Genomic DNA, 21,566 nt, shown 5'->3' on the forward strand with positions numbered 1-21,566 from the left:
ATTTTCAAATTATTTTTGAATTAAAGATGTTCCTGTCATTTCTTTCGGTTTTTCAACACCAAGAAGGTCTAATAACGTTGGTGCAAGGTCGCCTAGGATTCCGCCTTCACGCAGCGTAATGCCTTCTTTCGTTACAATCACAGGGACTGGGTTTGTTGTATGCGCAGTGTGCGGTTCGCCTGATTCTGTAATCAGAATGTCAGCATTACCGTGATCAGCGGTAATGATGGCGTGTCCGCCTTTAGCAAGAATCGCGTCAACGACTTCGCCCAAGCATTCGTCCACTGCTTCAATTGCTTTAATTGTTGGTTCAACCATTCCGGAGTGGCCGACCATATCAGGGTTTGCGAAGTTAAGAATGATCGCGTCATGCTTGTCAGCTTCAATTTCTTTGACAAGCGCGTCTTTCACTTCATACGCACTCATCTCAGGCTTCAAGTCATACGTTGCAACTTTAGGCGAGTTGATGAGAATACGCTCTTCACCCGGGAATTCAGCTTCACGGCCGCCGCTCATAAAGAACGTGACATGCGGATACTTTTCAGTTTCTGCAATTCGAAGCTGTTTTAACCCGTGCTGAGATAATACTTCTCCGACTGTGTTATCAAGATTTATCGGTTTAAACGCTACATAGCCGTCAACTGTTTCACTGAAGTGAGTCAGGCAGACGAAATACAGGTTCTTTGGATAATTCTCGCCGCGGTCGAAGTCACGGAAGTCTTTGTTTGTGAACGTGTTGGAAATCTGGATGGCGCGGTCCGGTCTGAAATTATAGAAAATCACAGAATCGCCGTCTTGGATTTTCGCAACAGGCTCACCGTTTTCTTTTGTGATGACAGATGGAATCACGAATTCATCGTAGATACCATTTGCATATGAATCATCAACAACATCCAGGGCGCTGCGGTAAGAAGGGCCTTCGCCGTACGCCATTGCGCGGTACGCTTTTTCTACACGGTCCCAGCGTTTGTCGCGGTCCATAGAGTAGTAACGTCCGGAAATGCTGGCGATTTCACCCACACCGATTTCCTTGATTTGATCGTTCAACTGGTTGATGTACGTTTTCGCTGTCTGCGGACCTACATCACGGCCGTCAAGGAAGCCATGGATATAAACCTTTGTCAGCCCTTCTTTTTTCGCAAGCTTTAACAGTGCGAATAAATGATTGATATGGCTGTGCACGCCTCCGTCAGATAAAAGACCGAACAGGTGCAAGGCTTTGTTGTTTTCTTTCGCGTTGCTGATCGCGTCAAGGAATGTTTGATTGCGTTCGAACTCTCCTTCGCGAATGGCAACATTTACGCGTGTTAAGCTTTGGTACACAATACGTCCCGCACCGATATTTAAGTGACCTACTTCGGAGTTCCCCATTTGCCCTTCAGGAAGACCTACAGCCTCGCCTGAAGCAGTCAATGTTTGATGAGGATACTGGTTCCAATAGCGGTCAAAATTCGGTTTTTTCGCTAAAGCGACTGCGTTCCCTACTGTTTCGTTACGTAATCCGAACCCATCAAGAATGATGAGTGCAGCTGGTTTTTTACTCATATTGACCTTCCTCCAATAATTGAACGAATGACTGTGGCTCAAGGCTCGCGCCGCCGACCAAAGCACCGTCAATATCGGACTCTGCCATATATTCTTTAATGTTTGCAGGCTTTACGCTTCCGCCATATTGGATGCGAAGCTTGTCTGCAGCTTCTTGGCTGAAGCTTTCAGCGACGGTTTTACGGATATGCGCACACACGTCATTCGCATCTTTCGCTGTAGAAGATTTGCCTGTTCCGATTGCCCAGATTGGCTCATACGCAATAACAGAAGCAGCAACTTGTTCTTCAGAAAGACCAGCAAGGCCTTTTTTCACTTGGTCAGCAACAAGATCATTTGTTTTGCCGGCTTCACGCTCTTCAAGCGTTTCACCTACACAGATGATCGGCACAATGCCGTGTTTGAAAGCTGCGTGTGCTTTTTTGTTAACTGTTTCATCAGTTTCAGCGAACATTTCACGGCGCTCAGAGTGGCCGATGACGCAGTAGTCAACGCCAAGGTCTTTCAGAGCAACCGGGCTGATTTCGCCTGTGAACGCGCCGCTTTCTTCGAAGTGCATGTTTTGAGCGCCGACTTTTAGGTCAGTGCCTTTAACAGCAGAAGCAAGCTTTTCTAAGAAAAGCGCTGGCGCGCAAACAACAGCTTCAGCTTTGTCTGCTGCTGGAATGGAAGATTTCACTTCTTCAACGAAGCTGACAGCTTCGCCGAGTGTTTTGTTCATTTTCCAGTTACCGGCGATAATTGGTTTTCTCATCTGTTCCACTTCCTTATAGCAGTTTTGAGATTATTTATCGTTCAGTGCAGCTACCCCTGGAAGCTCTTTGCCTTCCATAAACTCAAGGGATGCGCCGCCGCCTGTTGAGATGTGGCTCATTTTGTCAGCAAGGCCGAATTTTTCAACCGCTGCCGCAGAGTCTCCTCCGCCGATGACAGAGTATGTATCTTTCGCCTCTGCCAATGCTTCCGCAACCGCTTTTGTTCCTTGAGCGAACAAGTCGATTTCGAATACGCCCATCGGTCCGTTCCACACGACAAGTTTGCTGTTTTTGATGACGTCAGCATACGTTTCGCGTGTTTTCGTACCAATGTCGATTGCTTCTAAATCACTAGGGATTTCAGAGATCGGCACAATTTTCACGTTTGCATCGTTAGAGAAATCATCTGCAACGAGTACATCTTCAGGCATGTAGAAGTTAACGCCTTTTTCTTTAGCGCGGTCCATAAATGATTTCGCAAGCTCGATTTTATCCTCTTCAAGAAGAGATTTACCGACTTCATAGCCAAGCGCTTTTACGAAAGTATAAGCAAGACCTCCGCCGATGATCAGGTTGTCTACTTTATCAAGAAGACTTTCGATTACACCGATTTTGTCTTTTACTTTCGCTCCGCCGATGATCGCTGTGAACGGGCGGTCAGGATTGGAAACCGCTTTTCCAAGTACATCAAGCTCTTTTTCCATTAAGAAACCTGCAACTGCTGGCAGATGCTCGGCAATTCCAGCTGTAGATGCGTGAGCACGGTGGGCAGCACCGAATGCGTCATTTACATATACATCTGCAAGTTCAGCAAATGCTTTTGCAAGCTCAGGGTCATTTTTCTCTTCACCAGGATAGAAACGTACGTTTTCCAATACAAGAACGTCTCCGTCCTTCATCTCGGAAATTTGTGCTTTTACAGCATCGCCGTATGCTTCATCCGCTTTTTTCACTTCTTTTCCAAGCAGTTCGCCGAGACGTGCAGCGACAGGAGTTAAACGAAGCTCCTCAACCACTTCGCCTTTCGGGCGGCCTAAGTGGCTCGCAAGAAGGACTTTTGCGCCTTGGTCTGCAAGGTGTTTGATTGTTGGAAGCGCAGCACGGATACGTGTATCGTCTGTTACTTCCCCGTCTTTCATTGGAACGTTAAAGTCGACGCGGCAGAATACAACTTTGCCTTTTACGTCGATGTCTTTGAGAGTTTTCTTATTCATGCCTAGGAGATCCTCCTTCAAAATGGTTTGCATACAGCACGAAAAACGTGAAACCGTCTGTTCAAGCGATAACGCCGCTAGGGCAGATCGCAGTCTTTTTCGGCACAGGGCAGTTCGTCTAAAAGCCAGGGCAGCGGCCTTAGGCGAAAGTGCCGGCAAAGCTGCTTAAAACGCGGTCGTTTCTCTATCACAGAGCGTTTTCTGAAAGCCGGTCTTCATGGAAAAAGGGAAAGGGAGTCCGTCCCCTTCCCTTGTCCGCTTTCATTATAGCGCTTCTATTCGAAAGAACCAAGTCAGGTCCTTTTTCAGCTATAAATTAAAGACCTTTTTTTGCGATGTAAGCTGCAAGGTCAACAACGCGGTTAGAGTAGCCGCTTTCGTTATCGTACCAAGAGATTACTTTTACCATGCTGCCTTCCATAACCATTGTAGAAAGAGCATCGATTGTAGAAGAGTTTTTGTTTCCGTTGTAGTCGCCAGAAACTAATGGCTCTTCGCTGTAGCCAAGGATTCCTTTAAGGTCGCCTTCAGCCGCTTCTTTAAGAGCTGCGTTTACTTCTTCAGCTGTTACTTCTTGGTTCAGTTCAGCAACCAAGTCAACTAGAGAAACGTTTGGAGTTGGAACACGCATTGCTCCACCGTTCAGTTTGCCTTTTAGTTCAGGAAGAACTAGAGAAACTGCTTTAGCAGCACCAGTTGATGTTGGGATGATGTTTTCAGCTGCTGCACGCGCACGACGGTAGTCTTTGTGCGGAAGATCAAGGATTTGCTGATCGTTTGTGTAAGAGTGAACAGTTGTCATCATACCGCGTTTGATGCCGAATTTATCGTTAAGTACTTTTGCAAACGGCGCAAGGCAGTTTGTTGTGCAAGATGCGTTAGAGATAACATCGTGGTTAGCCGCATCGTATTTATCTTCGTTAACACCCATAACGATTGTGATATCTTCTTCGTTAGCAGGAGCAGAGATGATTACTTTTTTCGCGCCAGCTTCTAAGTGTTTCGCAGCGTCTGCGCGTTTTGTGAAGAAACCAGTAGATTCAACTACGATTTCAACGCCTTGTTTGCCCCAGCTAAGTTTAGCAGGATCGCGTTCTGCAGAAACTTCAATTGTTTTGCCGTTAACAACAAGGTTGTTACCGTCAACTGAAACTTCAGCGTCTAATTTTCCGTGTACAGAATCATATTGTAAAAGGTGAGCCAGCATGTTAGCATCTGTTAAATCGTTAACCGCTACTACCTCAACTTCAGGATTGTTTAATGCTGCGCGGAATACGTTACGTCCAATACGACCAAAACCGTTAATACCGACTTTTACTGCCATGATTGTTTCCTCCTTTAAATAAGTGAGAGATATTTATATTGAGGGATTATTCATCCCTTAATAACTTCTTTGCGGCTCCTTCGTCTGTGACGAGAACCGTGTTGCGTGGCTTTTTAAAGTAAGCCTCGATCGCCTCGGCTTTTGATGATCCGCCCGCTACCGCAATAATATCGGGGATGGCGTCTATGTCATCCAGCTGCATTCCGACAGAATGCACTTTGTGAACCACTTCGCCGTCCGCGTTAAAATAGTAGCCGAACGCTTCTGTCACCGCGTCGTTATCATCTATTTTCTTTAAGTCTTCTAAAGGCGTGTTTCTGCGCTGAGCCATAGTTTTAGCTTCGCCGATTCCATGAACCAGCATACTCGCTGATTTAATGGTGTTCAGCACCTCTTTGACAGAAGGCTCTTCAATAATAGATGAATAGGCGCCTTGTGACAGCTGTCCCGGAACAAACAAAAGCCGGTAAGTGCCTGAAGCCTTCTCCGCCATATGCGCGCATATGGTGTTCGCCTGGTTTTTCACATCTTCGCCTAAACCGCCTCTTGCAGGCACAAACAAAAGCTCGCGGTTTTTAGAATCCGGCGTCATCATTTCGGCGACAGCTTCAATTGTCGTACCGCCAGTTACAGCGACGATATTTTTGCCTGAAAATCTTTTTTTCATACATGCGACAGCCGCTCTTCCCATTTCTTTTTTGACCCATGGGGATTGATCGCTGTCTCCGGATACGATAATGGCATCCTTCAGATTTAAACGTTCTTTTAATGTCTTTTCCAAAAGAGTCAAACCTAAAACATCTTTCATCGTATCTTCCAAAACAGAAAGCAGTTCATAGCCCTCTTCTGTCAATGTCATGCCGTTTGTCTTAATATCAACCAGGTTCTGTTCCTTTAAAAACTGAACCTCGCCCCTCAGCACACGCTCGCTGATTCCGAGACTGGCAGACAGGCTTCTTCGCCCGATGGGTTCTGTCAGCCTGATATACTGCAAGATTTCAAACCTCTTTTGCATAACGAGCAGAAGATCAGGCAATAATTTTTTTTGAGCTTGTATTAACTGGTTCATGACTCAAACGTTCCTTCCTTTTTTGCTGGACATTATATGTCCCGCTATGACAAAAAACGTCCCGTCATAGCCAAAAAAAATCATTTCTGCTTTCTTTAATTATTTTAACAGGGTGGAATTGTTTATTCAACTGTTAAGAGCCAATTCATCGACAATATTCGCAGAGTTTTCATGCCGCGTCGTTTTATCCAGCAATATTTTATCCTATATATCTTTATCTTATACAGAAAGCGCCAAATGGTGCATCCCAATATAAACAGCCCTTCCCGTAGAAAGGGCTGTTCCATTAAAGCGTTTTCATTTTATCCAAAGCTTTTCAATTTCCTCGAGCGATTTGTTCTTCGTTTCCGGACAGATCGTAACGACAAACAGGAAACAAAGGATGTTAATCACCGCAAAGATCCAAAATGTATAGGCGAGCCCGAAAGAATCGATCATCATTGGCACAAACTGTCCGATCGCCCAGTTTGCTCCCCATAAAAAGATGGTCGCAATGCCCGCGGCCCGCGCACGCAGATGGTTCGGGAAGATTTCAGAAATCATAATCCATGTGATCGGTCCGACCGAGACACAGAAAGCAGCGACAAAACCTAATATAAGGACGATCATCATGATCCCGCTTGTTAACTCAAAATAAAACGACGTCCCGATTAAAATCATAAAAATAGCCATAAAAGCAGAACCGATGGACATCAGTTTTTTTCGTCCGACTTTATCAATCAGCAACACCGCAATAACGGTAAAAATAACTTCTACAACCCCGACGATACAAGTCGTCACAAATCCGGCGTTTTGCCCGAATCCCATCATTTTAAAGATTTCCGGCCCGTAGTAAGTAATCGCGTTCATGCCGATGACTTGGTTAAACAGCGCCAGCAGGATTCCAATGACAAGCGCCTTTCTGAGCCCCGGCTTAAACAGCTGGGAGAGCGACCCCATTTGTTCTATTTTTAAAGAGTTCTCAATGTTCTTTAATTCTTCTTTTGCAACAGTTTCTCCATTAATTCGTGTCAGGATCTTTAAAGCTTCATTTGTTTTGCCCGCTTTCGCCAGCCATCTCGGACTTTCCGGGACGACGAGCAGGACAAGGAAAAAAATGACGGACGGCACCATTCCATAAGCAAGCATCCATCTCCAGCCGGTGTGCACGCCCCATTCGTATGTTCCGGACCGCTGCACAGCTAGATTAATAAAGTATGTTGCGGAAATCCCCAGTATCGTAAAGAGCTGATATAAGGAAGATAAACTTCCGCGTATGGCGGGCGGTGCCGCTTCTGTAATATACGTAACAGAGAGCGATGAGCCCATCCCGATTCCCAGCCCCCCGATAATCCTTGCAATGATTAAGGTGGACACGTCTTGAGAAAGCGCTGAAACGATTGCTGATATCGCAAATAACAAAGCGGCTGTCATTAAAATTTTTCTCCGGCCGAATCTGTCACTTAAAAATCCGGATATCCCGACGCCCACAACTCCTCCAATCATAATGCTTGAAATGACAAGTCCCTCCATAAACGGACTCAGGCTGTATAAATCTTTCAGAAAACCGATGGCGCCAGAAATCACTGCCGTGTCATAGCCATACAATAAGCCGCCAAGCCCCGCCGCACATGAGATCAAAATGACAAATCCCATTGAATGGCTTCGTGTTACAGGAACATTTGGTTCTAATTGAGTTGGAGTATTCTTCATTTCCCTGCCCTCCCGAATGTTGAGTAAAGCGTTTTCATTCAAAACTTCAATTGTACGTACTTATATTAAAATTTAACGAAAATTACATTTAATTAGTACGTACAAATATAGAATAATCTTGTTTGCATTTTCTGTCAATGTTTTCTTACAAAGAACGCTGTGATATACTGAAATTTGTCCGTATACATTTTGGAGGAATGGATATGTTACCAAAATACGCGCAAGTAAAAGAAGAAATCAGTTCTTGGATTAATCAAGGCAAAATACTGCCCGATCAAAAAATCCCTACCGAAAACGAATTAATGCAGCAATTCGGCGTCAGCCGGCATACCATCCGCAAAGCGATCGGAGACCTCGTATCACAAGGTCTGCTGTACAGCGTGCAAGGCGGAGGCACCTTTGTCGCTTCACGCTCTGCTAAGTCAGCGCTGCATTCCAATAAAACGATCGGTGTTTTGACAACCTACATATCAGACTATATTTTCCCGAGCATCATCAGAGGAATCGAGTCCTATTTAAGCGAGCAGGGGTATTCTATGCTTTTGACAAGCACAAACAACAACCCGGACAACGAAAGAAGAGGCTTAGAAAACCTGCTGTCCCAGCATATTGACGGACTCATCGTAGAACCGACAAAAAGCGCCCTTCAAACCCCAAACATCGGCTATTATCTGAACTTGGAGAAAAACGGCATTCCTTTTGCGATGATTAACGCGTCATATGCCGAGCTTGCCGCGCCAAGTTTTACCTTGGATGATGTGAAAGGCGGGATGATGGCGGCGGAGCATTTGCTTTCTCTCGGCCACACGCATATGATGGGTATTTTTAAAGCTGATGACACACAAGGCGTGAAACGGATGAACGGATTTATACAGGCGCACCGGGAGCGTGAGTTGTTTCCTTCTCCGGATATGATCGTGACATTTACAACGGAAGAAAAAGAATCAAAACTTCTGGAGAAAGTAAAAGCCACACTGGAGAAAAACAGCAAGCACATGCCGACAGCCATTCTTTGTTATAACGATGAAATTGCGCTGAAGGTGATTGATATGCTGAGGGAGATGGATCTTAAAGTGCCGGAGGATATGTCTATTGTCGGGTACGATGATTCACATTTCGCCCAAATCTCAGAAGTGAAACTAACCTCTGTCAAACATCCGAAATCGGTGCTTGGAAAAGCAGCCGCCAAATATGTCATTGACTGCTTAGAGCATAAAAAGCCGAAGCAAGAGGATGTCATATTTGAGCCTGAGTTGATCATTCGCCAGTCCGCACGAAAACTGAATGAATAAAAAAAGCAATGTATGGGTCTCCCCGCTACATTGCTTTTTTTATAGCTGTTATCTGTTTTTCCAAACGTCAGCGATGATTTCAAACGAACGCATTCTGTCTGCGTGTTCAAAGGTTTCTGAGTTAACCATAATTTCGTCAGCCTGTGTCGTTTTGACGAAATCTTCAAGCTTCGCCTTCACTTCTTCCGGACCTCCGACAATCGTGGAGCTCAGCTGCTCATTGACCATCGCTTTTTCATACGGGCTCCAAATTTGATCCATATCCTCAACAGGCGGTTTAAGCTGGTTCGGCGTACCGCGGACAAGATCAAGAAATCTTTGATAATGCGAAGTCGCAAGGTGCTGCGCTTTCTCGTTTGTATCTGCCGCGATAATGGTGACACCGACCATCGCATACGGTTCGTCGAGCACGTCTGACGGCGTGAAGGAATTGCGGTACAGCTCCAAAGCGGGAACCGTATTCGCCGGTGAGAAATGAGCGGCAAAGGCAAACGGAAGACCTAGTTCACCTGCCAAACGGGCGCTGAAACCGCTTGAGCCCAGCAGCCAAATCGGCACATCTATGCCCTCTCCGGGAATGGCGCGAACTTGATTGCGCACATTTCCTGACGGTTTAAAATAATTGCGCAGTTCCTCTAATTGTTCTGGAAAATCCTCCCCGCTGTTGATGTTTCTGCGGAGTGCTCTGGCTGTCAACTGGTCTGTTCCCGGCGCACGTCCAAGCCCCAGATCAATCCGCCCGGGATACAGTGTTTCCAGTGTGCCGAATTGTTCAGCAATGACTAATGAAGAGTGGTTCGGGAGCATAATGCCGCCGGAACCGACGCGGATTTTCTTCGTGCCTCCGGCAATATGGCCAATCAAAACTGCGGTGGCAGAGCTTGCAACACCTTCTATATTATGATGTTCAGCAAGCCAGTAACGGTGATAGCCCCATTCCTCTGCCCGGCGCGCCAAGTCCATGCTGTTTCGGAATGATTCTGCAATCGTTCCTCCCTGAACAACCGGAGATAAATTCAAGACAGAAAGCAAGGTATCTTTGCGTTGGTTGTTAGACATATTGTTCTCCTTTGCAAATGTGTTATCAGTAAACAGCCCAAAGCTGTCAGGTCATGATTGAAAGAACTTCTATCACACCATAACACAACTGCATTCAGGAATAAAAGAATTTGATTCGATGAAATTCGAACAATATAAAACGAACGGTTTGGAACATTATTCTGCTCCAAACAGCTCCTTAGCCATCTCAATAAAGAGCTTAGCCGCCAGAGAAGCCTCCTTTAGCGACGGAACAGCAAGCTGCACATCACGGTATACCTGCGGGTCCAATTCCCGGGTCACCACATGCTCTGGCAGCGGCATCCCCGACATGGACATTTCTGATAAAATGGCCAGGCCCAGGCCTTCTCTGATCATACTGATCGAGGTGTTGATGTTATAGACCGTGAAAGCTGGGTGCAGCGTAGCACCCGCCTGCCTGAACATATCGATAAATGGTGATTCATAGCCGCCGTCACAGACGATCATCGGTTCATGGTCAAGATCTTTCAGCGTAATGGCTGAATGACTGGCAAGCGGGTGATCGTCCCTGAGCACGACAGCCATTTTGTCTTTTTTCAAATGAATGTACTCCATCTCCTCTGTTGGATACAGAAGAATCCCAACATCTATCATCCGCGTATGAAGCCACTCCTTGACTTCATTTACAGTTCCCTCGTGCAGCACGAGCTCAAGTTTCGGATATTTTTGTTTAAATTCACTGATCAGCTTCGGCATAAAATAAGCCGAGGCAGTTGAGAATGTGCCGATATGGATCGTTCCCAGTTCAAGCCCTTTTTCCGCTGCTGCTACCTGCTCAACTTTTTCAATGCCTTTTAAGACTTCTCTGATGTGTACTAAGATCTGTTTTCCCGTATCCGTCAGCATCAGGCCATTGCGGCGGTCACGAATGATCAGCTTTACATCAAGCTCAGCTTCGATCGCAGAAATCGCATGGCTGACAGCCGGCTGTGTCATGTTCAGCGCCTGACCCGCTTTTGTAAAGCTTCCCGTTTCAGCTATTTTCACAAAAACCTTTAATTGAGTAATAGTCATAACAATTTACTTATGCTCCTTATAAAAAAGATTCATTTTATTTATCTTATGTTCTACCGTATCATATGATGGAAAAGTTCTACAAGGAGTGAATGAACAATGAAGCAGCTCTCAAAAACGCGGACAGCTCTCCTGCTCGCATTTCTCGTCATCATGTGGGGCGTCAATTGGCCGCTGTCCAAAGCCGCGCTCGCCTATTCTCCGCCATTATTGTTCGCGGGCATCCGAACGCTGATCGGCGGGCTTTTATTAGTCATAGTCGCACTGCCGCGTATTCATAAATTACGCTTAAAAGAAACGTGGCCGATTTATCTTGTTTCTGCTCTTTTAAATATTACATTATTCTACGGCCTGCAAACGATCGGGCTGAATTATCTTCCGGCCGGCCTGTTTTCTGCAATCGTCTTCTTCCAGCCTGTTCTGATGGGTGTATTTTCTTGGCTGTGGCTCGGCGAATCCATGTTTGTAATGAAAGTGATCGGACTCATCCTCGGTTTTGCGGGAGTAGCCGTCATTAGTGCTGCGGGCTTTGGCGGGCATATTTCTGTCATTGGGGTTCTGCTGGCTCTCGGCTCCGCAATCAGCTGGGCGCTCGGAACGGTATATATGAAAAAAACAGGCAGCCGCGTCGATTCCATCTGGATGGTCGCTCTGCAGCTGACGATCGGAAGCGTGTTTCTGCTTATATCCGGCTTTTGGACAGAAAGCTTTTCGGCGATCCAATGGACAGCTCCGTTTATCACGAGCCTGCTGTTTATCTCCGTATTCGTTATCGCACTCGGCTGGCTTGTCTTTTTTACGCTTGTCGGTTCAGGAGAAGCAAGCAAGGTCGCATCTTATACTTTTTTGATTCCGCTCATATCAATCGTGGCCAGCTCCATTTTCCTGCATGAACCGCTCACCCTTAGCCTCTTGGCAGGGCTGCTGCTGATTGTCACGAGCATCTGTCTCGTGAATACAAAATCAAAAGCGCAGAAAGCTGCGGCGATTGGTATAAACGAGAAAGCTGCACAATAATAAAAACCCTCTTGCCGGATGCGGCAAGAGGGTTTCTTATTTACTGATGCTTGCGTCCTTTGACCAAATATGCAACTGTAATCAAAAGGTAGATCGCCGCAGTAATGCCGGTAATGACAATTGATGTTGTCATGATGACCCCGATCAGAATGGCGAGTAATGCCACAATCGCAAACCATGTCGTGTACGGGAACCATTTTACATAATAGGCCGGTGTTTCCGTTTGCTGTTTTCTCGATTTTAAATGAGCGAATCCGATAATCAGCCAAATGAATAAAACGGTATATCCCAATGATCCCATTAAATAATTAAATGTTTGGCTTCCTGCGAACAGAGAAATCAATACGCCAATATAGAGAGAAGAAGTGCACATCAGAATCGCAAACATCGGTACGTTTTTCGATGAAAGCTTAGAGAAGACCTTTGGAAGCCTTCCGTCACTTGCCTGTGTATACAAAATGCGTGATGATCCGTATAAACCTGAATTCATAGAAGAAATGATCGCCAGCAGGATGACTGCATTCATGATATGATCCGCGCCCGGAATGCCTACCATTTTAAAGACCATTACGAAAGGACTTTCCGGAACGGAATTGACTTGGTTCCATGGAATCAGGCTGACGATGATGAAAAACGGCAGCAGGTAAAACGCGACAATCCGTGTCAGTGTGCTGCGGACAGCTTTCGGGACAACCTTTTCCGGATTTTTTGTCTCTGCAAGCGTTACACCGATAATTTCTGTACCGCCGTAAGAGTAGATGACGACAAGCATCGCCGTGATCAGCCCTGTGCCGCCGTGCGGGAAAAATCCGCCGTGGTCTGTCAGATTTGAAAATCCGGATGCTGTATGATCACCGAATGATACAAATAAGAGCAGCAATCCCAGAATAATAAAGATAATAATAACGGTAATCTTGATCATTGCCAGCCAATATTCGGTTTCGGCGAAGATTTTAACAGAAAGCAAGTTTACAATCGTGACGATAAGAGAAATTCCTAATGCCAACACCCAGATCGGGCAGCCCGGCAGCCAATATTGAATGAAAATCGCAGCTACAACAGCTTCAGCCGCAATGTTAAGCACCCACATTTTCCAGTAGATCCAGTCCAAAAAGTAAGCGGCGTAATTTCCCAATACCTGCTGGACAAGATCACGGAAGGTTCTGGCGTTACGGTTTCGAACAGCCATTTCCGCCAGCCCCTGCATAATAAACAGCAAAATAATCCCGCCGAGCAGATATGCGAGAATGACAGATGGCCCTGCCACATCGATCGCTGAGCTGCTCCCCTTAAATAAACCTGCGCCGATTGCTCCGCCCAGCGCCATCATCATAATATGGCGGGACGTCATCGTGCGTTTTAACGTTTGATTGTCGTTTTTCATCCTCTTCTACCTCTCCTTCTCGTTTTCAAAAACAAAAAAGCCCGCCGTCTCCTACCTAATCTAATAGATAAAGAGACGACGAGCCTTCGGCTGACCGCGGTACCACTCTTGTTGATTCTTCATGAAGAATCCTGCTTTTGACCTGTAACGAAGGTTAGCCGTTAAAACATAGGGAATATTCAATCTATTCCGTTCCGTCTTACCACTCCCGGGCGAGTTCAAAGAAGAATCAGGCTGCGTCGCACCACCCCGCAGCTCTCTGTTCTGATCACTTTCTTTTACTGCTCCCAATCTATGTGTTTTAGTTTTCTGAAAAACTCAAATTTTATGATCTGAATATATTAACATAATATACGTGCTTCTCTTTTAACTGTCAATAACTTCAGAGAAAAAAGAAACTGTTATTTTGTCCCTTTTCGAATGGCTTTCCAAAAGGATTCTGACTCGTTTCCTAATGCGTAAACTGAAACACCTGCTATTTTATATTGCTTTGCCAGATGGCTTTTCGTTTGAACGGTTTTTTCGTTTTCATACCACACGACATGTTTATGCTTCTTTTTATCAACATAAGAAAACGTCATCGAGCCTGATTTTTTGTTGAATGCCGGCTTTGCTTTTTGTTTTTTGATGAGGGATTTGAGCTCATTCCATTCCCTTATTGTGCTGGTACTTCCGTCTTTTACATCCCAGTCATAGCCGTACGCAGGGATTCCCATGATGACTTTATTGGCTTTGATCTTTTTGACTGAAAACTGCAGAGAGCTTTTGATCCAGTTTGTGCTTGCCACTGACCCTGGCTCACCCCAAATGCCATGTTCGTCGTAGGTCATGACTTGTACGAAGTCGGCATATTTGCCGATTTTCGCATAATCATACGGCCAGCTCCAGTCATCATTTTTATCATCGACGCTTTTGGCCGGAACGGATACCATTATTTTAATATGTTTCTTGTTCAAAGCCTGTGAGACATATTGAATGAAGGTCGAGTACGCAGCGCGGTCTTCTGGATTTACTGCTTCAAAATCGATATTAATTCCGTAATATGAGTGCTTTTTGGCCAGTGTAATTAACTGATCTGTGAATCGTTTTTTCGCTGTTTTATTACTCATGACTCGACTCGCTAAATCTCCGTCAAAATCATAAATGGCATCATTATAGTTTGAAATGACAGCCCATGTCTTGATTTTTTTCTTTTTGGCATATGTCAGCTGCTTAGTTGGGGCATCGCCAATCACATGTCCGTTTTTTTCAAACGCAAACGTATCGGTTGCGATGGCATTCATGTATGTATGATATTTCGTAAGAGAATTGTATGAAGCCGTATCCCCAGTCGTGTAGCCTACTGTCATACCGGCTGCCTTCGCTTCTCCTTTTGTATACATAAACAGAACAATCGCAATCGCCAGTGAAACCGCTATGATCAGCCATTTTTTCATCGCATTTCCTCCTGTATCAAGTCATACTCTTCTCATCGGTCAAAAAATTGGAAGTTGAAGTTTTTTCAAGCAAAAAGCCCGGCATATGCCTGCCGGGCTTCCTGAGTTCAGCGGTCAGAGACGAGAATATATGCTGCCTTTACAGGTCCGTGCACTCCCACAACTAAATCCATTTCAATGTCGGCTGAGTTGCTCGGTCCGGTAATGTAGTTGATACATGAAGGAACAGTGACACCGTCCGCAATGTTTTGGCGGATGATATCACTGGCTTGTGTCATTCTCGGTACAATGCTTGATTTCGGCACGATCGCAATATAAGTCGTCGGCAAAAGGCTGACAGATCGGCCGATGTCTTTTGAGGAGAAGAGGACAACCGTCCCCGACTCAGCCAATGTAATTTCGCTGAATGTAATCCCTACATTGGCTTGCTCCGCTTTTTTGATATTGTCCTCGCCTTTGTCAGCATCCCACTCCCAGACCGGCGTTCCTTCACTCGGCCAGTCCTTGGTGAGCAGGCTTTTCAGTCCGTATTCTTCAAAGCGGGGGTCCTTCGGAATGATGACAGGGCCTCCGGAAAAGCGGCTGACTTGCTCGCGCAGGGCATCATAAAGGCCGGTTGAATCCGTTTCAATCAGCTCTGTATGGATTTTGACACAATGGTTTTTGAGCACTGTGACTAAGTCATCCGCTGAATATCCTTCAAGTGTTTTATATTGCGGCTGATGCGCCCATTCAGGGACTGCCACGCCTCCTGTTCTTCTTTCACGGCCCAGGCTGGATGCGATTCGATTTAAAAAGCTCTCTTGATTCTGAATGGTTCCCTTCGTCATCACTGCTCCTCCTTCGTGCGTTCACTTGTTTCTCTGTCCGCAAACCAGTCTCTGAATCTCGATTTATGCGGTGCCGGGAAGTCGCGGATCTGTGTCCAATTTTTAAGCGGGCCGGGCCCTTTCGAAATTTTTTCGTCCTCTGTAAAAGGCGTCATGGCGGCCGGCGCCCATTTTGAGCCCATTTTGTAAAGCGATAAGGAGGATGCGCCAAGTCCGAATGCTTTCATTGCAAGCTTTTCACTGATCGGCGCTCTGCCTTCTTTTTCGACGATATTCTGACGATGCTTGAGTAGCAGCTCATGAAGCGGGATTTTGACCGGGCAGGCTTCTGAACAAGCAGCGCACAGTGAAGACGCGTACGGCAGCTCCTTATAATCGTCATAACCGCCGAGCAACGGCGATAAAACCGCTCCGATCGGCCCCGAGTAGATTGAGCCGTATGAATGTCCGCCGACATGGCGGTACACAGGACAGACATTGATACAGGCGGCACAGCGGATACATTGCAGCACAGACTGGAATTCCGTTCCAAGGATATTGGATCGTCCATTGTCAACGATGACAAGATGGAATTCTTCCGGACCGTCCACTTCACCTTCCAGCTTCGGACCCGTCAAAGCTGTAATATAACTTGTCAGCCGCTGTCCGACAGCACTTCTTGTCAGCATGCTGACAAGCACTTCAAATTCAGAAAATGACGGGACAATCCGCTCCATTCCCATGACGGTAATTTGTGTTTTCGGCAAGGTGCTCACAAGCCGTCCATTTCCTTCATTGGTCACAAGGCTGACAGAACCCGTGTCAGCGATGGCGAAGTTACAGCCGGTAATGCCGATATCCGCTTCCAGAAACTTTTTCCGGAGAATGGCGCGCGCATGCATCACCAGCTCTTCCGGTTTTTCTGTATGTTGATAGTCCAGCCTTTCTTTAAACACATCGCGTATCTGCTCTTTATTTTTATGAAGGGCGGGCGCTACGATATGTGACGGCGGATCGTGATCATCGATCTGCAAAATATACTCGCCGAGATCGGTTTCTACGACTTCACAGCCTTCCTTCTCCAGCACCTCATTCAGATTGATTTCCTCTGTGACCATTGATTTAGATTTCACAATTTTCTTCCCGTTCTTCTTTTGAATGACATCACGAATATAAGAAGACGCCTCTTCCGCTGTTTCCGCGAAATAGACATGTCCGCCTCTTTTCGCCACATTTTCGGCAAGCTGTCCGAGATAGAAATCAAGGTTTTCAAGGACATGCTGCCTGATTTCCTCTGATAATGAGCGCCACTCCTCCCAGTTTCCCAGTTCTTCTGCTGCCTCTAGGCGCCGCGTCCGCAGACGCTCCTGTGCACCCGAAACAGCACCTCTCATAAATTCATTATCAATCCCCTGTGATACCCGCTCTTTAAAAGCGTCAGTACCGATTTTCATCGCCATGATCCTTTCCCCCTCTGAATCCAGTTTTATCTGCTGTTGAGCACTTCGGCGATGTGCATCACTTTGACATTCTTATCTTTTCGGCCAAGCCGTCCCCCGATATTCATCAAACAGCCGCAGTCAGCACCGATCAGCACCTCTGCTCCCGTTTCCTCCACACATTCGACTTTTTCATCGACCATCTGCTCAGAAATCTGCGCCATCTTGACGGAGAACGTTCCTCCGAATCCGCAGCAGTTATGTTTGCCCGGAAGCTCTGTAAACTGCAGGCCCTTCACATGGCTCAACAGCTTCATCGGCTCCTCCCGAACACCCAGCAGCCTTGTCATATGGCACGACGTATGTAAGGTCGCTTTTGTATGAAGGGTCGCGCCGACATCCTCTACTCCAAGTACGTTCACAATAAAATCTGTCAGTTCATACGTTTTATCCGCCAGCTTTTTCGCTTTATCGGCCCATTTCGGATCATCCTGAAACAGGTGCGGATACTCCCGGAACATCGTTGTGCAGGAACCGGAAGGACTGACAACATATTCGGAATCCTGAAACGTTTCGATCATCCGTTTCATTGCTTTTTTGGCGTCATTTACATAGCCGCTGTTGTAAGCCGGCTGCCCGCAGCAAATCTGCCCTTCCGGAAAATCAACCTCACACCCAAGCCGCTCCAGCAGCTCAACCGTTGCTTTTCCGACATTTGTTTGAAACATATCAACAAGACAAGTGACAAAAAGTGAGACTTTCATGATGAACCCCTCTCTCATCCCCAATATATGATCAGGTCATCTGATGACCTGAGTTAAAATAACTATATGAATATCGTACACTATTCTGACAATGGAAGGGAAGGGTTTTCTAGGGATATTTTCATTTGTGGCATATAAAAACACTCCCGATCTCCCAGGAGTGCAGTATATGGTTAAATCCAGCCCTTTTCCTCAGCGATGCTGGCGGCTTCTGTCCGATTTTTCGCATTAAGCTTTTGGATGATTTCTGAGATATAGTTTCGAACTGTGCCTTGAGATAAATAGAGCTCCAGCGTAATGTCTTTTGTTGTCTTGCCTAAAGCCGCAAGCCTCAGAATTTCTTGCTCTCTAACGGTTAGCGGATTTTCGTCTCGCATCATATTAAACGTCAGCTCAGGGCTGAAGACACGTTTTCCCTTTACACATTTTCGAATGGCATCGGCCAGATCGTCAATTTCGCCGTCTTTCAGCAGATAGCCATGTGCACCGGCCTTTACGGCGCGTTCAAAATATCCGGGGCGAGCAAAGGTGGTTAAAATAATGACCTTGCTGACGCAGCCTTTTTTCATTAATTCCTCTGCCACATCCAGCCCGCTTCGAACCGGCATTTCAATGTCCATAATGCATACATCCGGCTCCAGCTTCAAAATAGCATGTAGCGCCTCTTCCCCGTTTAATGCTTGTCCGATGACTGTCATATCCTCTTCTAAATCAAGCAAAGATCCCAAAGCGCCTAAAAGCATTCGCTGGTCCTCAGCAATAAACAGACGAATCATTCTTTTCGTCCTCCAATCATTCTGCTTTTTTAATAAGCGGAATCGTCAGTGCCACAACCGTTCCGTTATGATCTGAAACCGTTAATCCCCCTTCAATGAGCATGAGCCGTTCTTCCATTCCCCGCAGGCCATTCCCAAACATTTTCTCCTTCGGCGCTCCCTTTCCGTCATCCCGTATCACGATCCTCATTTTGTCAGCAAACTGAGAAATGGTGATGGCACAGTGGGTTGCTTTGCTGTGCTTGATAATGTTAGTCACGGCTTCCCGCATACACATACTGATAATATTTTGAGTGACGGGAGATATCGCTGAAAAGTCGTCGGCTCCTTCGTATTGAAAGGTAATGTTCCCCGCTCTTAATATGTGCTGAATGTTTACGAGCTCCTCTGTTATCGTGACCGTCCTCATATCAGAAACCAGCTCTCGAACTTGCTTGAGTGCGGATCGTGAGCTGGTTTCCATTTCTTTTGCCTCAAGCTTGGTCCGTTCTGGATCAGATGCAGCCAGCCGCTGAATGAGCTGGCTTTTTAATGTAAGCAGCGACAGGGTGTGGCCAAGAGTATCGTGAAGATCACGGGCGATTCGAACACGCTCCTCTCTTTTAGAGAGTTCTTTTATCTGTTCGTTGGCTTGTGCAAGCTTATTTTCAAGCTCAATTCTCCGAAACATAGAACGAATGCCGAATGGAGAAATAAGCATAATGACGAGAAACGGGAGAACAGATAAAAGCTCCCGGAGCGAGACCGAATTCGCGATAAATTGGTATAGGCATGGAAAAAGCAGTATAAAGATTAAAGCGCAGAACGCACGGTTAAAATTCGTTTTCTCTTTGAAATAGCCAACAAAGTTTGCCGGGAAAAAACCTAAGTATATATAGGTGATATTGTAAAACACACTATACATCAAAATAACCGCCATTTGCACGATAAGCCAATATGTAAACGAAGCTTTGCCCACGCTGCAGAATAACTGGCGATATGCCGCTACAAAAAGGAGCAGCATACCATATCCGATCCCCTGTTTGACACCTGATTCTTTTAATAAAGAGAGGAACGGCATAATCGTATACACCAGAAAGATATAAGGGAAAAACCCGAATTCCTTCGGGAAAATAGATATTGCCTTTTTCATGTATTACACCGCTTCTTGTTTTCTTCTTATGTATTTAGATAGTAGCATGAAGAGCATCATATAAGCGATTAATATCAGAATATTTTTCCAAGTCGGACTCCCACCCCGGACAAGTTCCCACGCTCCGCTCCCGAAATGATAAGACGGAAGCCACTGGCCAATGCTCTGCATCATGTCAGGCATGACCTCAAACGGCATCCACATCCCTCCGCCTAAAGCCAGCAGCATATAAAGCACATTACTGATTCCGGCCGCTGTTTCTACTTTTCTCATGAGGCCGATTAGTGTGCCTAATGCTAAAAAAGGCAATGCGCCAAACAAAATCCACAGTCCGCTCATCAACCATTCAAACGGTGACAAGGCAATATCATTGATGATTGCGCCGAACAGAAATATGACGGTAATTGATAAAACGTGAATGACACTTTGGCCGATCATCTGAGCTGATAAATAGATATGATCCGGAAGAGGCGTAAGGCGGATAAAGGCGGCCCAGCCTTGTGACCGTTCTTGTACCATTCGGATGCCAAGCGTCATGATAGAGGAACCCATCACGCTGAAGACTGTCATCGACATCAGGTAATGGGCTTCCCATGCACGTTGATCAGGGACGTTGGTATTCACTACATTTGTAAAGAAATAATAAAAGGCAATCGGCATGATCAGAGACCAAAGCACAAAATACTTGTTCCTAAGCACCCTTTTCATTTCAGCGATGCTTTGCTTTTGCAGCATGTTCACTCACATCGCCTCCCTGTTGCCGTCAGCCAGCTGGCGAAATGCCTCATCGAGCGTCGCTTGCTCAATTCGAATATTTCGTGCTGGGATGTTTTCTTGAAAGATCAGCGCCAACACTTTGTCTGTATTTGATGTCTGGATGATGGTTCTCTCATGCTCGTGGATCACTCTCTCGACTTCCGGGTGACAAGACAGCCTTTCCAATGATTCACTTGGATGAAGCGTAAAGGAAACAGACTGTTTTTGAATTCTTGAGCGGATTTGCATTGGTGAGCCGTCTGCAACAAGCCGTCCTTCAGTAAAAAATAGGATTCGCTGTGCGGCATCATCTGCTTCCTGTAAATAATGAGTTGAAAAAATAATCGTTTTTCCTTGGTCCGACAGTCCGTGAATGGTCTGCCAGAATCGGTGTCTTGATGAAGTGTCCATGCCGACTGTCGGTTCATCAAGTATAAGCAGCTCCGGGTTCCCGGCAAGAGCCAAAGCAAAGCTCAAACGGCGTTTTTGTCCGCCGGATAATTTTTCTGCTCTTGTTTTCAAATCTTCTTTGGTGAGTGCTGTTAACGAAACGAGTTCTTTCATGGACAATGGATTCGGATAATAGCTCCGGAAGAGTTCAAGGATTTCATCCACCTTAAGGCCCGGCATGACACTTACTTCCTGAAGCATTACACCTATTTTTTCACGAACCTGTTGATCATCGGGAACCCGGTTAAATAGTTTGATTTCTCCCTCACTCGGTTTCAGCAATCCTAATATCATCGAGATGACGGTCGTCTTCCCTGCCCCATTTGGCCCGAGAATGGCTGCAATTTCTCCTTTTTCAATACTGAAGCTGATGTTGTTTACAGCGGTTTTTCGCTGGAAATGTTTTGTCACGTTGCTTACTGTTACTGCTTCTTTCATCACATGAGCACCTCCTGATCGTTTACATTGATTGTAAAATGACGGAGAAGACGATGTTAGTATGGGGTGTCATGATGATGGAGTGACAAATGTCATTTTTTTCTCACCCCGGTGTCTAGGCAATCCTCCTCCTGCATCTTCCAATTCATCCATCTTTTCTATCTCCCATGTCCTCTTTCT

General features: G+C 45.9%; 19 protein-coding genes and 1 other annotated feature. Of the genes, 2 read left to right on the forward strand and 17 right to left on the reverse strand.

The window, feature by feature from the left end; translation table 11 throughout:
- Positions 1 to 9 precede the first annotated feature (9 nt).
- From gpmI to araE, 6 genes are all read right to left on the reverse strand, one after another.
- Positions 10 to 1,545: a 2,3-bisphosphoglycerate-independent phosphoglycerate mutase gene (gpmI, locus tag CW370_RS09995; RefSeq protein ID WP_003228330.1), complete on the reverse strand. Its 1,536-nt coding sequence runs from the start codon at positions 1,543 to 1,545 to the stop codon at positions 10 to 12.
- Positions 1,538 to 2,299 carry a triose-phosphate isomerase gene (tpiA, locus tag CW370_RS10000; RefSeq protein ID WP_003243394.1) on the reverse strand — a complete coding sequence of 254 codons (762 nt, stop codon included), beginning with the start codon at positions 2,297 to 2,299 and terminating at the stop codon, positions 1,538 to 1,540. The genes gpmI and tpiA overlap by 8 nt, the downstream gene beginning before the upstream one ends.
- Before the next feature lie 30 nt (positions 2,300 to 2,329).
- Positions 2,330 to 3,514, reverse strand: coding sequence for a phosphoglycerate kinase (locus CW370_RS10005; RefSeq protein WP_003243051.1), 1,185 nt, complete (start codon positions 3,512 to 3,514; stop codon positions 2,330 to 2,332).
- A 316-nt stretch (positions 3,515 to 3,830) separates the two neighbouring features.
- Entirely contained in the window at positions 3,831 to 4,838 is a 1,008-nt protein-coding gene (gene gap / locus CW370_RS10010; RefSeq protein ID WP_003219957.1) for a type I glyceraldehyde-3-phosphate dehydrogenase, read from the reverse strand.
- Between the two features lie 46 nt (positions 4,839 to 4,884).
- Complete coding sequence (cggR, locus tag CW370_RS10015; RefSeq protein ID WP_009968188.1) at positions 4,885 to 5,907, reverse strand: gapA transcriptional regulator CggR; 1,023 nt, start codon at positions 5,905 to 5,907, stop codon at positions 4,885 to 4,887.
- 297 nt (positions 5,908 to 6,204) lie between these two features.
- Positions 6,205 to 7,599 carry an arabinose-proton symporter AraE gene (gene araE, locus CW370_RS10020; protein WP_003243899.1) on the reverse strand — a complete coding sequence of 465 codons (1,395 nt, stop codon included), beginning with the start codon at positions 7,597 to 7,599 and terminating at the stop codon, positions 6,205 to 6,207.
- A gap of 203 nt (positions 7,600 to 7,802) precedes the next feature.
- Here araE and araR point away from each other — a divergent pair, with 203 nt between their 5' ends.
- The gene (araR, locus tag CW370_RS10025; protein ID WP_003243070.1) at positions 7,803 to 8,891 is read left to right on the forward strand and encodes an arabinose utilization transcriptional regulator AraR; all 1,089 of its coding nucleotides are present in this window, start codon (positions 7,803 to 7,805) and stop codon (positions 8,889 to 8,891) included.
- Positions 8,892 to 8,939: 48 nt separating this feature from the next.
- On the opposite strand, the gene CW370_RS10030 is transcribed toward araR, so the two are convergent.
- Both CW370_RS10030 and CW370_RS10040 read right to left on the reverse strand, forming a co-directional pair.
- On the reverse strand, positions 8,940 to 9,950 hold the full coding sequence (locus CW370_RS10030; protein WP_003228318.1) for an LLM class flavin-dependent oxidoreductase: 1,011 nt from the start codon (positions 9,948 to 9,950) through the stop codon (positions 8,940 to 8,942).
- Between the two features lie 156 nt (positions 9,951 to 10,106).
- Positions 10,107 to 10,985: a LysR family transcriptional regulator gene (locus tag CW370_RS10040; RefSeq protein ID WP_003243271.1), complete on the reverse strand. Its 879-nt coding sequence runs from the start codon at positions 10,983 to 10,985 to the stop codon at positions 10,107 to 10,109.
- Positions 10,986 to 11,084: 99 nt separating this feature from the next.
- Here CW370_RS10040 and CW370_RS10045 point away from each other — a divergent pair, with 99 nt between their 5' ends.
- The gene (locus CW370_RS10045) at positions 11,085 to 12,002 is read left to right on the forward strand and encodes a DMT family transporter (RefSeq protein ID WP_029946021.1); all 918 of its coding nucleotides are present in this window, start codon (positions 11,085 to 11,087) and stop codon (positions 12,000 to 12,002) included.
- A 40-nt stretch (positions 12,003 to 12,042) separates the two neighbouring features.
- Here the strand turns inward: CW370_RS10045 and CW370_RS10050 are convergent, their stop codons facing one another.
- From CW370_RS10050 to CW370_RS10090, 9 genes are all read right to left on the reverse strand, one after another.
- Positions 12,043 to 13,386 (reverse strand): amino acid permease, encoded by a 1,344-nt coding sequence (locus CW370_RS10050; RefSeq protein WP_101169610.1) that lies wholly within the window; start codon positions 13,384 to 13,386, stop codon positions 12,043 to 12,045.
- A 68-nt stretch (positions 13,387 to 13,454) separates the two neighbouring features.
- Positions 13,455 to 13,690: a binding site (T-box leader), on the reverse strand.
- 97 nt (positions 13,691 to 13,787) lie between these two features.
- On the reverse strand, positions 13,788 to 14,822 hold the full coding sequence (locus tag CW370_RS10055; RefSeq protein ID WP_101169611.1) for a glycosyl hydrolase family 18 protein: 1,035 nt from the start codon (positions 14,820 to 14,822) through the stop codon (positions 13,788 to 13,790).
- A 107-nt stretch (positions 14,823 to 14,929) separates the two neighbouring features.
- On the reverse strand, positions 14,930 to 15,652 hold the full coding sequence (lutC, locus tag CW370_RS10060; protein WP_088326990.1) for a lactate utilization protein LutC: 723 nt from the start codon (positions 15,650 to 15,652) through the stop codon (positions 14,930 to 14,932).
- Positions 15,652 to 17,091: a lactate utilization iron-sulfur protein LutB gene (gene lutB / locus CW370_RS10065; protein WP_014480926.1), complete on the reverse strand. Its 1,440-nt coding sequence runs from the start codon at positions 17,089 to 17,091 to the stop codon at positions 15,652 to 15,654. The genes lutC and lutB overlap by 1 nt, the downstream gene beginning before the upstream one ends.
- Positions 17,092 to 17,117: 26 nt before the next feature.
- Positions 17,118 to 17,834, reverse strand: a complete 717-nt coding sequence (lutA, locus tag CW370_RS10070) for a lactate utilization iron-sulfur protein LutA (RefSeq protein WP_029725948.1) — start codon at positions 17,832 to 17,834, stop codon at positions 17,118 to 17,120.
- A gap of 173 nt (positions 17,835 to 18,007) precedes the next feature.
- Complete coding sequence (gene yvfU, locus CW370_RS10075) at positions 18,008 to 18,610, reverse strand: two-component system response regulator YvfU (RefSeq protein WP_015251201.1); 603 nt, start codon at positions 18,608 to 18,610, stop codon at positions 18,008 to 18,010.
- Between the two features lie 16 nt (positions 18,611 to 18,626).
- Positions 18,627 to 19,742 (reverse strand): two-component system sensor histidine kinase YvfT, encoded by a 1,116-nt coding sequence (gene yvfT, locus CW370_RS10080; protein WP_134154479.1) that lies wholly within the window; start codon positions 19,740 to 19,742, stop codon positions 18,627 to 18,629.
- Between the two features lie 3 nt (positions 19,743 to 19,745).
- Positions 19,746 to 20,483: an ABC transporter permease gene (locus CW370_RS10085; RefSeq protein WP_024571740.1), complete on the reverse strand. Its 738-nt coding sequence runs from the start codon at positions 20,481 to 20,483 to the stop codon at positions 19,746 to 19,748.
- Positions 20,484 to 21,389 carry an ABC transporter ATP-binding protein gene (locus tag CW370_RS10090; RefSeq protein WP_101169612.1) on the reverse strand — a complete coding sequence of 302 codons (906 nt, stop codon included), beginning with the start codon at positions 21,387 to 21,389 and terminating at the stop codon, positions 20,484 to 20,486. It abuts the gene before it with no gap.
- Between the last annotated feature and the right edge of the window lie 177 nt (positions 21,390 to 21,566).

It is taken from the genome of Bacillus sp. SN32 (assembly GCF_002837495.1).
GTDB classification, from domain to species: Bacteria; Bacillota; Bacilli; order Bacillales; family Bacillaceae; genus Bacillus; species Bacillus subtilis.

Bases quoted from the DNA above. Each gene is read 5' to 3' on its own strand.
- gpmI (WP_003228330.1), bottom strand. From the start codon at position 1,545: ATGAGTAAAAAACCAGCTGCACTCATCATTCTTGATGGGTTCGGATTA.
- CW370_RS10005 (WP_003243051.1), bottom strand. From the start codon at position 3,514: ATGAATAAGAAAACTCTCAAAGACATCGACGTAAAAGGCAAAGTTGTA.
- lutC (WP_088326990.1), bottom strand. From the start codon at position 15,652: ATGACGAAGGGAACCATTCAGAATCAAGAGAGCTTTTTAAATCGAATC.
- tpiA (WP_003243394.1), bottom strand. From the start codon at position 2,299: ATGAGAAAACCAATTATCGCCGGTAACTGGAAAATGAACAAAACACTC.
- CW370_RS10055 (WP_101169611.1), bottom strand. From the start codon at position 14,822: ATGAAAAAATGGCTGATCATAGCGGTTTCACTGGCGATTGCGATTGTT.
- CW370_RS10030 (WP_003228318.1), bottom strand. From the start codon at position 9,950: ATGTCTAACAACCAACGCAAAGATACCTTGCTTTCTGTCTTGAATTTA.
- yvfU (WP_015251201.1), bottom strand. From the start codon at position 18,610: ATGATTCGTCTGTTTATTGCTGAGGACCAGCGAATGCTTTTAGGCGCT.
- gap (WP_003219957.1), bottom strand. From the start codon at position 4,838: ATGGCAGTAAAAGTCGGTATTAACGGTTTTGGTCGTATTGGACGTAAC.
- CW370_RS10040 (WP_003243271.1), bottom strand. From the start codon at position 10,985: ATGACTATTACTCAATTAAAGGTTTTTGTGAAAATAGCTGAAACGGGA.
- lutB (WP_014480926.1), bottom strand. From the start codon at position 17,091: ATGGCGATGAAAATCGGTACTGACGCTTTTAAAGAGCGGGTATCACAG.
- araE (WP_003243899.1), bottom strand. From the start codon at position 7,599: ATGAAGAATACTCCAACTCAATTAGAACCAAATGTTCCTGTAACACGA.
- cggR (WP_009968188.1), bottom strand. From the start codon at position 5,907: ATGAACCAGTTAATACAAGCTCAAAAAAAATTATTGCCTGATCTTCTG.
- yvfT (WP_134154479.1), bottom strand. From the start codon at position 19,742: ATGAAAAAGGCAATATCTATTTTCCCGAAGGAATTCGGGTTTTTCCCT.
- araR (WP_003243070.1), top strand. From the start codon at position 7,803: ATGTTACCAAAATACGCGCAAGTAAAAGAAGAAATCAGTTCTTGGATT.
- CW370_RS10050 (WP_101169610.1), bottom strand. From the start codon at position 13,386: ATGAAAAACGACAATCAAACGTTAAAACGCACGATGACGTCCCGCCAT.
- CW370_RS10045 (WP_029946021.1), top strand. From the start codon at position 11,085: ATGAAGCAGCTCTCAAAAACGCGGACAGCTCTCCTGCTCGCATTTCTC.
- lutA (WP_029725948.1), bottom strand. From the start codon at position 17,834: ATGAAAGTCTCACTTTTTGTCACTTGTCTTGTTGATATGTTTCAAACA.